The organism is Vibrio sp. 1151_11 (assembly GCF_029478525.1).
GTDB lineage: Bacteria > Pseudomonadota > Gammaproteobacteria > Enterobacterales > Vibrionaceae > Vibrio > Vibrio anguillarum.
Map to the genome: position 1 here is coordinate 80,310 of NZ_SHMN01000013.1, position 14,506 is coordinate 94,815.

Here is a 14,506-nt window from a genome sequence, read left to right on the forward strand (position 1 = left end):
GCTTCTCCATTACACTTATTTTAGATAAGTGTATAAAAGCTTCAGCGTGCTTGTTTTGACCCTGCTCGAAAAAACATCAATTAATCACTTATCCAATACGGGTTGCCAATTCACAGGCGCTTTCCCCTGTTCAATAAGTAATTGATTAGTCTTTGAAAAATGTTTACAGCCCAAAAAGCCTCGATGCGCAGAAAGAGGAGAAGGATGCGGTGCTACTAATACATGATGTTTACTGCGATCAATCATGCTGCCTTTCTTCTGCGCGTGTGAACCCCACAACAGGAAAACAACACCTTCACGCTGCTGATTTACCGCCTCAATCACCCGGTCGGTAAAGGTTTCCCAACCAGTATTAGCGTGCGAATGCGCCATACCTTGTTCAACAGTCAATACGGTATTGAGCAATAGCACCCCTTGCTCGGCCCAACTTTTTAGGTAACCGTGCTGAGGAGTAACAAAACCGGGGATATCTTGCACCAGCTCTTTGTAGATATTCACCAGTGAAGGTGGGGTTTTAACGCCGGGTAACACCGAAAAACATAACCCATGAGCCTGATTTGGCCCGTGATAAGGATCTTGCCCTAAAATCACAACCTTAACATCGCCAAATTCGGTAAAACGAAACGCATTAAACACGTCAGCAGCAGGTGGATAAATCACTTTCCCCGCCAGCCTTTCCTTTTCAACAAACGCTATCGTCTGTTGAAAATACTCCTGCTGTTTTTCATGGCCGATAACATCGTGCCAAGTCAATGATTGAGTCATAACAACGCTCTGCAAATTAACTAATTACAGCATTGTAACCATAAAAAGCCACCACTGCATGAGTCAATGTCACAGAGCTTTTGCCAGTTAATGTGATTTTTGTGGCGTTCGTGTATGCCCTTGACCGTTCACATGTCGGTTAGGTATAGGCAATCGGACTGGTGGTCGAGCTATTGATGGTGAACGTGAGATCATATGAAACATAGTGACATCCTCCTTCATTTTGACGCGGCTATGCCTTTGTCTTTATGAAAGAAAGATGCCAACTTATTTAAGATGCTACTGAATCCACCGATTGTGCGTGTAGATCTCTTAATGTTTGAATTTCTTGGGCCCAAATGTCTGGATCGATTGTTTCTAAAATCAATGGGATACCATCAAACCTTGAATCTTTGGCAATAAATTCAAAGCATGGCCAACCAATTTCGCCTTCCCCTAGAGAATGATGGCGGTCAACACGGCTGGCAAACTTTGCCTTTGAGTCGTTGATGTGCATTGCACGTAAGTAGTGCATTCCAACCACGCTATCAAACTCTGAAAAGGTTGCCTCGCACGCCTCAACTGTGCGCAAATCATAACCTGCAGTAAAAGTATGACACGTGTCAAGGCACACACCTACTCGCGATTTATCCTCAACTTGCTGGATAATTTCGGCTAAATGTTCGAAACGCCAGCCTAGATTCGTCCCCTGCCCTGCGGTGTTTTCAATCACAGCAACGACCTCAGGCACGGCTTGATGTGCAAGGTTTATCGATTCTGCAATCGTCGCAAGACATTCACTTTCTGAGACTTGTTTAAGGTGACTACCCGGATGAAAATTCAGAAGCGTCAGCCCCAGTTGCTGGCAACGTTGCATTTCATCAATAAAAGCTTCGCGTGACTTAGCAAGCTTATCGGCTTCTGGCGCGCCCAGATTAATAAGGTATGAATCATGCGGCAAAATGTGTTCACTTTTAAAACCAAGCATGTGGCAGTTAGCCTTAAAAGCGCGAATGGTTGCCTCTTCGAGCGGTTTAGCAACCCACTGGCGCTGGTTTTTAGTGAATAAAGCAAATGCATTTGCTCCAATTTCTCTCGCTCTCAATGGGGCTTGGTCAACGCCGCCAGAGGCCGATACATGAGCACCAATAAATTTCATTCCACGGCCCTGAATTCTATTTGTCATTAAATCACTTTGTACTTTCAACATTGGACTTCAATTGTCTGATTTTCTGTTACTTAGGTCAAACACGCGCTAAAAATGTAGTAAAATTACAACAAAACAATAAATAAAAAATATTTTATGTATTAAAAAAAAGTAGAACTCATTGTTTTTAAATGATTTATTGATTTAAATCAATAAAGCAACCCCCATATTATCAATGTTTATCGTTGTTTTTTGACCTAAATCAATATTAATTTTAAGGATATTAGCTATATAATAACCAACTCAACAAAGTTAGAAAATAAACACCAATAACGCCACTTAAGTGGACTAGGAGATAGTGATGATTCAAGGCATTCAAATTACAAAAGCAGCAAACGACAACCTACTAAATTCTATCTGGTTACTCGATAACGAAAAGAATGAAGCACGTTGCGTTGCCGCTAACGCAGGCTACCAAGCAGATCAAGTTATCGCGGTCAGCGACCTTGGTGAGTATGAAAGCCGTGAAGTTGCGATTGAAACAGCACCTCGCATCGAAGGCGGTCAGCACCTAAATGTGAACGTTCTTAAGCGTGAAACTCTTGAAGATGCCGTTGCACACCCTGAGAAGTATCCGCAACTGACGATTCGTGTTTCTGGTTACGCTGTTCGTTTCAACTCATTGACTCAAGAACAGCAACGTGACGTTATCGCACGTACCTTCACTGAGACGCTATAATCATAGCGTTGATGAGAATATTCATATCCAAAAATGGCGCTCAATGAGCGCCATTTTTATCGTTAGAGGAATATCATCCTGACTTCAATAAGATGAAATCAGGATCTCTTTAAGACTGAACGCGTCTTAACACCGTTTTTAGAGCGTCAAAATCATTGTCTAACTCTTCAGAAAGCAACGTCATCACTGCATGTTTTGCAAGAGGAGCAGGTAATTCAATGTCAGTGCCTAGCACATCGTCAACGACTTCTTTAAATTTGGCTGGGTGCGCAGTACACAAAAATAGCCCCGTTTCTCCCGCTTGTAACTGCTCATCCAAAACTCGATACGCAATGGCACCATGCGGTTCACACAAATAACCTTGCGCGTAAAGTTCACGAACTGAATCCGCACTTTGTGCATCAGATACCGCACCTTTACCTAAGGTATCTAGCCCCCAGCCCTTTAAGCGACAAAGCTCTTCGATGCGCGGCCAGTTGTTCGGCTGACTCACATCCATCGCATTCGATGTGGTCGCGACAGTGGGTTTTGGATCCCATTGACCCGTTTCTAAGTAACGAGGAACGGTATCATTGGCATTGGTTGCCGCGATAAAACGCTTGATTGGTAAGCCCAATGCTTTTGCCAACAGACCAGCGGTTAGGTTGCCAAAGTTGCCACTCGGTACGGAGATGACTAAGTTTTCACGCTGCGCTTTGCTTAATTGTGATGCGGCCTCAAAGTAGTAGCAAATTTGTGCCATTAATCGGCTGATATTGATTGAATTTGCAGAGTTTAAACCGATCTCTTGGCGAAGCTTAGCGTCATCAAAAGCCTGCTTAACTAACGCTTGGCAAGCATCAAAGTCACCATTTATCGCGACAGTGTGAATATTGTTGCCCAGAGTGCAGAAGAGTTTTTCCTGTAACGGGCTGATCTTACCTTTAGGGTAAAGTATCACGACCTTGATGTCGGGCATTCCATAAAAGGCATGAGCCACCGCAGCGCCAGTATCACCAGAAGTCGCGGTTAAAATGGTGATCTGTCCACCATTTGAAACGGCGGCCAGTGACTGCGCCATAAAGCGACCACCAAAATCTTTAAATGCCAGCGTTGGACCGTGGAAAAGCTCTAGAGCATAAATGCCGTCTTTCACTTGCTTAATCGGTGCTGGAAACTGAAAAGCCGCATCAACCATCGCATTCACTTGCTCTGCTGGTAATTCATCACCAATCAAGGCGCTGAGAATTTTTGTACTACGAGAGATAAAATCTTCGGCTAGTAACGCGTCAATATCTTCAAACTGAGGCAACTCTGCTGGGAAAAATAGCCCTTGATTGCGTCCTAATCCTTGGCGTACGGCTTGGCCAAAAGAGACTTGTTCATCATTTTCTTTTATGTTGTAAAGCTTCATAGAGCACTTCCTGTAACGGTCGAGCCATTTTTGTCTAAGCGACAAATATGGACGAATCCTTCTTCATTTTGTACATAATGTTGTTCAAGCCAACGAGCAACTCGCTCGGCAACCTCTTTTTCTTTGCAAATACTGAACAGTGTTGGGCCACTGCCGGAAATGCCAGTGGTAAGCGCTCCGGCTGATGCAGCGTATTTACGCGCATCCGAAAAGCCGGGCAGAAGTTTCTCACGATACGGTTCAGCAATCACGTCTTTGATCAGTTTAGCCGCTAGCTCAGGCTGACCTGAGTGACAAGCATGAATGAAACCTGCAAGATGACGTCCATGCGCAATGATGTCCTGTCGACGATATTGTGAAGGTAAGATCGCTCGCGCTTCGGCTGTGGAAACTTTAATCCCAGGATACGCCATCACCCAATACCAATCGTCAAAACAAGGCACTTCTTGGCTGATGATACCTAGCTCTTCAAGCATCAATTGCACGCCGCCTAAGTAGCAGGGGGCAACGTTATCATAATGTATACCGCCTGAAATTTTACCTTCCATTTCGCCCATCAGCGCTAAAAGCTCAGTCTGATTAAGTGGGTTACCGTGAAACTGGTTCAACGCATCTAAAGCTGCAACAATTGAACAAGCACTGGAACCTAAGCCTGAACCAATCGGCATATTTTTTTCTAACGTCATTTGCAACGGCTTTACTGCAATGCTCTTTTTTTCAAGCTCTCTGGCAAAAACAAGCCAGCAATCGTAAACAATATTCTGCTTTGGATCTTCTGGCAGCTTGTCGACAAAGCGACCTGCTGTTTCGAGTACAAAAGGTTCGCTGCCCGCTTTAACTTCAACACGATCCCCCAATAAACTGCCATCAATTGGCGACACAGCCGCCCCTAAAACATCAAACCCAACGCTCACATTACCAATTGAAGCTGGGGCATACACCACCACACTCATGTCACTTGAACTCATCAATTAAACCCCTAACTTCCAACCTAAGGTGCGCATCACATCAGAGAACACCCCTGCTGCTGTTACTTCTGTACCCGCCCCATAACCACGCAACACCAATGGAATCGGTTGGTAATAACGGCTATAAAACGCCAGTGCATTCTCACCATCTTTGACTTTAAACATTGGGTCATTTTCATCGACCACTGCAATTTTCACCTTGCATTGGCCTTCTGATATTTCACCAACATAACGTAATACCTTACCTTCGGCTGCTGCCTTAGTGGATAACTCTTGGAAATAAGCATCAGCCTGCGGCAAGCGCGCCATAAACTCTTCAACTGTACCCGAAATATCAAAACCCGCTGGCAAAGCAAGATCGACTTTTACGTCATCCAGTTCTAAAGGCATTCCCGCCTCACGAGCTAAAATTAACAGCTTACGAGCCACATCCATTCCCGACAGATCATCACGAGGATCAGGCTCAGTAAAACCTTTGTCTTTAGCTAGCTGCGTAGCTTGACTAAGAGTCATACCTTCATCCAGTTTGCCGAAAATAAACGAAAGAGAGCCAGATAAAATACCGCTGAATTTTTCCAACTCATCACCAGCAGCAATGAGATTTTGCAAGTTTTCAATCACAGGTAAACCAGCACCAACCGTCGTTTCGTACATCAGTTTACGGCGCGAGTTGCGCGCCACTTCACGCAGCTGGTGATAGTAGGCCATGCTTGCGGTATTGGCTTTTTTATTAGGCGTCACAACATGAAAACCCGCAGCCAAAAATTCGGCGTACTGGTTGGCGATCACTTCACTGGAAGTACAATCAACTAAGACAGGGTTAATAATATGGTTACGTTGCACTAGAGAGATAAGCCTTGCGAGGCTAAATTCTTCACTCGCGCTATGCATTCGATCACGCCAATGCTCCAGCGGCAAGCCTTCGCTATCGAGCAATAGCGCCTTACTATTCGCAAGGCCACACACTCGAATCACAATTCCTTTATCGGCTAGTTTGGCTTGCTGACGATGAATTTGGTCAACTAATTCGCCTCCGACACCGCCAACACCGACCACAAACACATCCAAGAAATGCTTAGAATTGAAAAGATTTTCATGACAAGCCTTGATCGCTTCTGAAATTTTATCTTCTGGAATCACCGCCGAAATAGCTCGCTCGGAAGAGCCTTGTGCAATGGCAACAATATTGACGTGAACTTCAGCCAGCGATGAGAAAAATTGAGAAGCCACTCCGCGCGAAGTGCGCATGCCATCACCAACCAGAGTGACAATCGCAACGTCATCCATAAACTCGACAGGCTCAAGTAGGCCATCTTTTAATTCCAGTTCAAACGCTTCCGATAATGCGCTTTTGGCAAGGGCTTTATCTTGCGCCTCAATACAGAAACTGATGCTGTATTCTGAAGAGGATTGTGTAATCAGCACAATAGAAACGCCTGCGGCAGACATCGCGCCAAACACACGGCTAGCCATTCCGACCATGCCTTTCATGCCAGGGCCGGAGACGTTGACCATAGTCAAATTATTGAGTGTAGTAATACCTTTAATAGCCAGCTTATCTTCACCAGTATCTTGACCAATCAGCGTGCCTGCGCCTTGAGGGTTAAAACTGTTTTTGATAAGACACGGAATATGAAATTGTGCAATCGGTGCAATAGTTTTGGGATGTAACACTGACGCGCCAAAATACGAAAGCTCCATCGCTTCTTGGTAGCTGAGTGATTTTAATAAACGAGCATCCGCAACCAAACGTGGGTCACAGTTATAAACGCCATCGACATCGGTCCAAATCTCACAACAATCTGCACGTAAACATGCCGCAAGCACAGCCGCAGAATAATCCGAGCCATTACGGCCTAGACAGACCAATTCACCCTTTTCATTACCAGCCGTGAAACCCGGCATAATGTTAACATGTGCTTGCGGAAGTGGATTTTGCTTGAAATTTTGCGTGGAGATCTCAACATCGACCATTGCCTCAAGATACTCACCTTTAGCAAAAAGATATTGTACTGGGTCAATCAATGCAGCCGCTTGTCCTTTTGCTTCAAGTACCGCTTTCATCAGTTGGATAGAGACTCGCTCACCTTTACTAATAATGCGCGCATTGACGTTGTCTGGGCACATACCGAGTAAATTAATGCCGTGTACAAATTGACGCAGCTGAGACAGTGACGTTTTTACTTGATTGTCAAAAGCGGCCGAATCCACATTAGGTAATTGTGCTTTGATGCCAGCGAGTAGATCGAAAAATGAGAATTCAAGCTCCGCTATTTGGCGTTCTGCTTCGCCATTACGCAAAGCACTCTCAATAACGGCCACTAATTTATTGGTGGTTTTTCCCGGTGCAGAGAGCACAACGGCGACTTCTTCTTGCTGTACATTGTTAACGATGATATCTGCCGCCCTTAAAAAACGATCAGCATCGGCTAACGATGAACCTCCAAACTTTAATACTCGCATCCCTTCCTCCAAAACAGTTCAAATTGGTATAAAAAAAGGCCTGTATCTGGTGGGATACAGGCCTTTTTTGTAAAAACTTTTCGCTCAGCGGCCCGCCCCAACATGTGTCATGTCGGTAATAATAATGGTGGTTGTCATTACTACTAGGCTGCGCTGTAACATAGAAAAATTTAAATACTCGTGTGTTTAATTGCCTTTACGTTTACCTTACTTCGTCATCATTAGTCAACGAAAATCTGCTATTTTTTATAGTCATTCCGAATTAATCAAATTTAAAACCACCACACAAATAAGATACTTATTGCACGTTAAGCACAACCATTTTACACATAAGCAAATAACAAAATGCTATATACATAACGCTGTCATCGTGTGAAATTTGTGCTTTAATTGTTGTTACCGCAGTGGACGCAGTAACTCAAAACAAGAATAAGGAGAGGCAGATGAAACTAAAAGTTGCACTATGTTTATTTCTGCTTGTCTCTTTATCTAGCATGGCCAATACCTTACCTGCACTTCCTTCTTCACAGAGCCAATCTCCACATCGCTTATTTCTTTCAAGCGAAAGTGATGGTCAACAATTTGATAGTTGGACTATTGATGGCGGTTATTCTTATAACCTTTTTGACAATTTAGATCTGTACATTGGAGCGAGGATAAACAATTCCGACTACGGATCCGAAAGTGGTTTTTTAAGTGGCCTTAGCTACCAGCTAACCCCAAAATTATCACTAAAAAGCACCTTACGGTCAGCCGCCAGTAATCCGAATGATACGAGCAGTGCCGATGCTATGGCGGCGGAGCTATCTAGCCGACTTCAACTGTCAGAAAACGTTGATTTACATGCCACCCTTGATTATCAAGAGTGGCAGCAAGGCGTTCAATTTGGGGTGGGTTTCAGATTCTAGTGCCAGTCTAGCGCTTGAGTTGACGTTAAAACACCATTCCAATCGGCATAAACATAGTCACCCGGCTGAATCATCTGGTTGAGGATAGTCAGCGTCACATTAATTTCGCCTGCACCTCTCTTATCGGTCTTAAGTGGACAACTCGCTAACGCTTTCACGCCTAAATCCATTTGCGATAACGCAGCAACATCGCGTATCGCTCCATAAATGATGACCCCTTCCCAACCGTTTTCAATCGCCATGATCGCCAGTTGGTCACCCAATAACGCTCTTTGACACGAACCGTTACCATCGACGACTAAAACTTTACCTTTACCATTTTGGCTTAATACGTCACGAACTTTAGAGTTATCGTGATAGCAACGCACGGTGACAATTTGCCCCCAAAAAGCACTCCTTAAACCAAAAGTTTGCAAAGGCAAATCCAATATATTGATTTGCGATTCAAATTTATCGCAAATATCTGGTGTGATATCTATCATCCTTCTTCCTTGATTATTGTTTATTATTTTCATCTGACACATTAGACGCGCTGTAAAATCACAGCTCAATGAACCATAATGCCAGATACTTTACTCACCTATCCATACAAACGATGCAAAGAAAAACCCGCTGAGAATGAGCATAACTTGGCGGCCAACTGCATTTAAAAGACTGAATATTCATATTGGTGACATCCATAATAGTGCGATATCCCCCGCTGTAAACGTTGATTTTTTACGCAATTCCCATTTTTTGACAAGTATCGAGTTAACAAGTTCTTTGCTGGTAAATTTCTATGTGAGGTAAAGCCCATTACGCCTAATGCTACCATCCCCAGCGAAAATCCCCAAAAAGCATGCTATTTGCATGGGTAATGTGGTGTAAATTTACAACTGCTTAAGACGATTAATATTTGTTACATTAGAACTCTTGATGTAAATCAACAAAGTGATTGGAATTAACATTCTGCCGTTGTTAGCATGCTGTTAACATTATAGAATCCGCCTTAAAGACTAGTAGAACACCGAGGGTATGGAGACCTCAATGCAAGATATGCCTAAGGACGGCGGGCAACTGAAGTAAGTGTTTTTTTCAAAACTTTAGTTTATTATCGGCAGCAGATTACCTGTATGTTGCAATTTTTTGCCTACAATTAATTCTATTAGCACAATTTTTTCACAAGTTTAGGTACCGCCAATGCAAACCCCGCAGATTCTTATCGTTGAAGATGAGCAAGTAACTCGTAACACTCTTAAGAGTATTTTTGAAGCAGAGGGATACGCTGTTTTTGAGGCCAGTAACGGTGAAGAGATGCACCATGTGCTGTCTGATAACCCCATTAACTTGGTCATTATGGACATCAATTTACCAGGTAAAAACGGCCTTCTGTTAGCTCGTGAGCTTCGTGAACAGGCTAATGTTGCACTGATGTTTTTGACTGGTCGTGATAATGAAGTTGATAAAATCCTCGGTTTAGAGATCGGGGCTGATGACTACATCACCAAACCATTTAACCCACGTGAACTGACGATTCGTGCTCGTAATCTTCTAGGTCGTTCAATGAATACCAATACGACTCAAGAAGAGAAACGCAGTGTGGAAAAATATGAGTTCAACGGTTGGGTATTGGATATCAATAGCCGCTCTTTAGTGAATCCGGATGGTGAAGGCTACAAGCTTCCTCGCTCAGAATTCCGCGCTTTACTGCACTTCTGTGAGAACCCAGGAAAAATCCAAACTCGCGCAGATTTGCTTAAAAAGATGACTGGCCGTGAATTGAAACCACACGACAGAACAGTAGATGTGACGATTCGTCGTATCCGTAAACACTTTGAATCAGTATCAGGTACGCCAGAGATCATCGCCACAATTCATGGCGAAGGCTACCGCTTCTGTGGTGATCTAGAAGACTAAGCGTCTACCCCCAGATAGTTAGAAGCCCTTTAACCTCAGGTTAAAGGGCTTTTTTCATGGCTGACTACTGCGCGTGGAGCCGTTCTATAAATCTAATAGACTTTGTCGATGAAGACGCTCTTTTCGATAAGCCACTGCGCTGTTGTACCATCGCTCAATTGCAAAGCTACATTAACGGGCTTATCCACATTAAGCTGCATCGGCCATTCAAACACAACTTCCCATTGATCTTCACTTTGAGTCCGTAAATCTAACGATTCACTGCCCACCAGCCAATTTTTATCCCTTTGCTGGACCATCAACGCATCGATCGTTAAATTGGCAGGTAATATTGCCGACGAATCCAATCTTAATGTCCCATGCACAAGAGGTATTTCGCTCTCATTAGCTGTAGGCATTTGATTGATCCAAAGGTTACTTTTCAACCCAATGGTGATATTTGATATCACGGCACTGCTGTCCTGCAGCCAATTCACTTGCGGTGAACTACAGCCAGATAGTAGCGCCATGACTAATGAAGCCAACCCGATTTTTTTCATACCATTACCTTTGAGTTAACCATTGTTTCAAGACTTGAATATCGTGTTGATACCCATTTTTAATTTCATCTATCCAGTCACCAATATTTTCCCACCAAGCAGGTAGCTCTGGCGACTGTGCCTTTTGTGCAACGTTTTGGATGTGTTTCAAACCAATTGAACCCGCAGCACCCTTGATTTTGTGTGCTTCTGAAACAATGCCTGCTTGATCTTTTGCTACCATATTGGAATCTAGCACTTCAACGTAACTGGGCATCATCTGCTCGAACATTTGGATACTTTCCAGCACAGGTTTCGGGCCAACAATATCGATATAAGACTCAAGCATTTCAAGATCGAGCAAATGCGTGTTCAACTCACTGTGTTCTTTTGAAGCAGCCTTAAACTTAGCGTCGGCAAGTTGAATCGCCTCACTATGGGTGAATTTTGCAATCACCTCTTGAATCGCCAGTACTGACAATGGTTTACTGATCGCGTCATCCATCCCTTTCTCTAGATATTCAGCTTTATTTTTCAATACGTTGGCGGTCAATGCGACTAATGGCGGAAGGTTATCATAAGTTTCTCGGTAAAACGCAGCGACATCAAACCCGGTCATGTCTGGCAGTTGAATGTCGAGGAAAACCAGATCGTACTCTTGCGGCACAAATTTTTGTTTGGCTTCTTCACCTGTCATAGCGACGGTAACCGTGTGTCCTAAACTTTCTAGCAAAGAACGAGCAACTGTAATATTGAGCTCAATATCTTCAACCATAAAAATGGCTAAACTTTTTTGAGGAACGGGTAACGTTGGTTTGAATTGGTCATCTTGTGCCAAAGGCACACGAATTGAAACGGTGAAGGTGCTACCAAAGCCTTCTTCACTGCTCACAGAAATATCACCATCCATTAAGTTGATTAACTGGCGAGATACCGCTAAGCCAATCCCCGTGCCAACAGCGTGCAAATTGTCCTTACCCGATTTAACTTGGTAATACATGGCGAAAATTTTATCGAGTTCAGCCTCTGGTATACCAATGCCTGTGTCTTCAACTTCCATGGTAATGCGCGCAAACTTATCCTCAATGTCAGCGCAGACCGTCATGACGACGCCACCTTCTTTGGTAAATTTCATCGCATTGCTTATCAGGTTCCACAATACCTGACGCAGGCGCGTCGCATCCACTTCAATCGCAACAGGTAAATCACTGAGCCGTTCGAGATCAAACCTAAGCCCTTTTTGCTCTGCCATCAACGCCGAGATGCTTTCAATTTCAGCAACAAATTCTTCAAAATTCAACGGCGCTGGCAGTAGTTCTAGTTTCCGGCGGTCAAACTTATCCATATCAATGATATCGTTGAAGATATTACCTAACGTAATGGCACTGACATTAATGGTCTGCATGTACTTACGCTGTTCTGGGGTCATGGGACTATCGAGCAACATGCGGCTCAAACCAACGATACCGTTGAGTGGTGTGCGCAATTCGTGGCTGATGGTCGAAATAAAGGTAGTTTTATCCCGGCTCGCTTTTTCCAAAGACTCTTGATTGCGTTTACGTTCGGTAATGTCTCGCCCAAAGCCCACCAACCCTAAGTGGCGGCCATCTTTGCTATAAAAAGGGACTTTACGCAGTTCAAAATAGTTTTTGCGGCCATCAGGGTATTCAAGCCACTGCTCATAAGTGATGGCTTGATTGTCAGCAAACACTTTTTCGTCAGTTTCAACGATCTGTTGCGCCACTTCTTTGCTATAGACATCCCATGGAGTTAACCCAACCAACTGATGCTCACGCTTGCCCGTTAGCTCTTCCATCGCTCGGTTGCAGCCAGAAAAAACGCCGTTCGCATTACGGTAGTAAATCAGATCAGGAGAGGCATCGATAAAAGAGCGCAATAAGGCGGTTCTTTCTGCCAATTCAAGCTGCGTTTTTTCGCGTTGATAGACCTCGTTTTCTAAATCGGCCATCGCCTCTTCACGCGCTTCCTCTGCCTTAATTCGCTCTTCAATTTCTTGGTTGAGTTTTTCGATATTTTGCTGAAGCTTATAATTGAGCTCTTGATCGCGTGAGCGCATGTCTTTGAGCTTAGAAACCAACTTCGAGAGACGTTGACGTGACTCTTCTAACTGATCGACCACCACTGAAAGGAAATAAACTGCCCAAGGCGTGATCAATAAACCAAAAAAGACGGAACGAACGATGTCGATATCATCAACATAACCATTGAGCACCAGCGTGATACCAACTTGCACCACCACTGCCAAGGCCACTAAAGCGAGCGCAAGAAGAATGGAGAAACGGAGAATGCCCAGTTTGACCAATAGGTCGACATAGTACTGGGCAAGGTTTTTCATGGGTTTCATTAAACACTTCCATGTAATAAAAGTGCCACTAGTCTAACGCGTTTAACGTCGATTCGTCAGCCAAGTTAATCACAAGGATTTGCGAAATTGCTTGAATCTTTAGCTGTTTGGAAGCGTATAGACAAACGGTCGACTTAAGCGTGAGCCTTGCGCGCCACCTTGATTAAGTGCTCGGCCTATTTCGGTCATCGCAAGCCAACGATTTTCACACCACAGTGGCGCAAGCAGTGTCGGCCGCCGGGCGGCTGACGAGACTCGGTGATAAATGATCTCAGGCGGTGTCATTTGAATCAATTCACTCGCAATAGCAACATACTCTTCTAACGTTGGCGCTTGTAATTTTCCTGCTCGCCACGCTTTGGCCATCGTACTGCCTTCAACAATATGCAACCCATGTAACTTGATGCCATCAGTGCCTACCGCTAAGACTTGCTTTAAGGTTTGAAGATTATCGGTACGCGTTTCTTTAGGTAGCCCCACAATGAGATGCGTGCATACTTTGATCCCCAAGGCTCGAGCGCGCTCAGTGATCAACGCATAACATTCAAAATCATGACCACGGTTGATCCGTTTGAGTGTTTGATTATTGGCGGTTTGCAAACCCAGTTCGAGCCAAATTTCAAAACCTTGTCGTACATAATCGGCCAATAAATCGAGCACAGCATCGGGTACACAATCAGGCCGAGTACCGACGCATAACCCAACAATGTCAGCCGATTGAAGCGCTTGCTGATACATATTTTTCAACACCTGCACTTCCGCATAGGTACTGGTATAAGCTTGAAAATACGCGAGATATTTTTTGGCACGTTTGATTTCACCAGCGCGTTCTGTCAATTGCTGCTCAATACTTTGGGCTTGTGTTTCTTCATCAGCAAAAGAGGCGACATTACAGAAGGTGCAACCACCTCGCCCAATCGTGCCATCTCGATTCGGACAGCTAAAACCACCATGCAGGGTCAGCTTGTGAACTTTTTCGCCATAACGGCGCTGCAGATCTTGGCCGATCGTGTTAACCAGTTGATGTAATTGCATTGAAGAAATACCGCTTATAGATAGTAATGAATCTCAGTTAGATTTATGTAACTAAATTACATCCCTGCAAAATAAATTCACAAAGAGTAGCCGTATCAAACACTCTCCAACCTAACAAAAATCAATAAACATTCATAAAAACAGCGTTATTTGCTTAATGTTGCACCAATGTTAAACAGTGCATGCATTTTTAACGAAAAAAATGGGCGACTAAAATGAGTTTTCGTTGGAATTCCTATAAACAAAATTGTAGGATACTTACACATCCGCCCTATTTTTTGTGATATTCCTTACATAAATAGTTGTGGAAAAATCGGTGATATTCGCACC

General features: G+C 43.9%; 13 protein-coding genes and 1 other annotated feature. Of the genes, 3 read left to right on the forward strand and 10 right to left on the reverse strand.

What is annotated here, in order from left to right:
• Nucleotides 1-84: 84 nt before the first annotated feature.
• Nucleotides 85-765 carry a uracil-DNA glycosylase gene (gene ung, locus EXZ60_RS11210; RefSeq protein ID WP_026027958.1) on the reverse strand — a complete coding sequence of 227 codons (681 nt, stop codon included), beginning with the start codon at nt 763-765 and terminating at the stop codon, nt 85-87.
• Nucleotides 766-1,036: 271 nt separating this feature from the next.
• Nucleotides 1,037-1,954, reverse strand: coding sequence for a deoxyribonuclease IV (gene nfo, locus EXZ60_RS11215; protein ID WP_094124644.1), 918 nt, complete (start codon nt 1,952-1,954; stop codon nt 1,037-1,039).
• Nucleotides 1,955-2,252: 298 nt separating this feature from the next.
• Here nfo and grcA point away from each other — a divergent pair, with 298 nt between their 5' ends.
• Nucleotides 2,253-2,630 carry an autonomous glycyl radical cofactor GrcA gene (gene grcA, locus EXZ60_RS11220; protein WP_026027385.1) on the forward strand — a complete coding sequence of 126 codons (378 nt, stop codon included), beginning with the start codon at nt 2,253-2,255 and terminating at the stop codon, nt 2,628-2,630.
• A 109-nt stretch (nt 2,631-2,739) separates the two neighbouring features.
• Here grcA and thrC read toward each other — a convergent pair whose 3' ends face one another.
• The 4 genes from thrC to thrL form a co-directional block, all read right to left on the reverse strand.
• The gene (gene thrC, locus EXZ60_RS11225) at nt 2,740-4,023 is read right to left on the reverse strand and encodes a threonine synthase (RefSeq protein WP_277435719.1); all 1,284 of its coding nucleotides are present in this window, start codon (nt 4,021-4,023) and stop codon (nt 2,740-2,742) included.
• Nucleotides 4,020-4,976: a homoserine kinase gene (gene thrB / locus EXZ60_RS11230; protein WP_026027386.1), complete on the reverse strand. Its 957-nt coding sequence runs from the start codon at nt 4,974-4,976 to the stop codon at nt 4,020-4,022. Before thrB ends, thrC begins: the two co-directional genes overlap by 4 nt.
• 18 nt (nt 4,977-4,994) lie before the next feature.
• Entirely contained in the window at nt 4,995-7,454 is a 2,460-nt protein-coding gene (thrA, locus tag EXZ60_RS11235; RefSeq protein WP_277435720.1) for a bifunctional aspartate kinase/homoserine dehydrogenase I, read from the reverse strand.
• 29 nt (nt 7,455-7,483) lie between these two features.
• Nucleotides 7,484-7,601: a sequence feature (Thr leader region), on the reverse strand.
• Nucleotides 7,539-7,616: a thr operon leader peptide gene (thrL, locus tag EXZ60_RS11240; protein ID WP_100208354.1), complete on the reverse strand. Its 78-nt coding sequence runs from the start codon at nt 7,614-7,616 to the stop codon at nt 7,539-7,541. It overlaps the preceding feature by 63 nt.
• A gap of 242 nt (nt 7,617-7,858) precedes the next feature.
• Here thrL and EXZ60_RS11245 point away from each other — a divergent pair, with 242 nt between their 5' ends.
• The gene (locus EXZ60_RS11245; RefSeq protein ID WP_017043071.1) at nt 7,859-8,362 is read left to right on the forward strand and encodes a hypothetical protein; all 504 of its coding nucleotides are present in this window, start codon (nt 7,859-7,861) and stop codon (nt 8,360-8,362) included.
• Here EXZ60_RS11245 and EXZ60_RS11250 read toward each other — a convergent pair.
• The gene (locus EXZ60_RS11250; RefSeq protein WP_010318275.1) at nt 8,359-8,844 is read right to left on the reverse strand and encodes a putative 4-hydroxy-4-methyl-2-oxoglutarate aldolase; all 486 of its coding nucleotides are present in this window, start codon (nt 8,842-8,844) and stop codon (nt 8,359-8,361) included. The genes EXZ60_RS11245 and EXZ60_RS11250 overlap by 4 nt on opposite strands.
• Before the next feature lie 697 nt (nt 8,845-9,541).
• On the opposite strand from EXZ60_RS11250, the gene arcA reads away from it, so the two are divergent.
• Nucleotides 9,542-10,258, forward strand: coding sequence for a two-component system response regulator ArcA (gene arcA, locus EXZ60_RS11255; RefSeq protein ID WP_013856108.1), 717 nt, complete (start codon nt 9,542-9,544; stop codon nt 10,256-10,258).
• A 92-nt stretch (nt 10,259-10,350) separates the two neighbouring features.
• Here the strand turns inward: arcA and EXZ60_RS11260 are convergent, their stop codons facing one another.
• The 3 genes from EXZ60_RS11260 to EXZ60_RS11270 form a co-directional block, all read right to left on the reverse strand.
• The gene (locus EXZ60_RS11260; protein WP_013856107.1) at nt 10,351-10,797 is read right to left on the reverse strand and encodes a hypothetical protein; all 447 of its coding nucleotides are present in this window, start codon (nt 10,795-10,797) and stop codon (nt 10,351-10,353) included.
• Nucleotides 10,798-10,801: 4 nt separating this feature from the next.
• The gene (gene arcB / locus EXZ60_RS11265; RefSeq protein WP_115339267.1) at nt 10,802-13,141 is read right to left on the reverse strand and encodes an aerobic respiration two-component sensor histidine kinase ArcB; all 2,340 of its coding nucleotides are present in this window, start codon (nt 13,139-13,141) and stop codon (nt 10,802-10,804) included.
• Nucleotides 13,142-13,240: 99 nt separating this feature from the next.
• The gene (locus tag EXZ60_RS11270; protein WP_094129850.1) at nt 13,241-14,176 is read right to left on the reverse strand and encodes a TIGR01212 family radical SAM protein; all 936 of its coding nucleotides are present in this window, start codon (nt 14,174-14,176) and stop codon (nt 13,241-13,243) included.
• Nucleotides 14,177-14,506 lie beyond the last annotated feature (330 nt).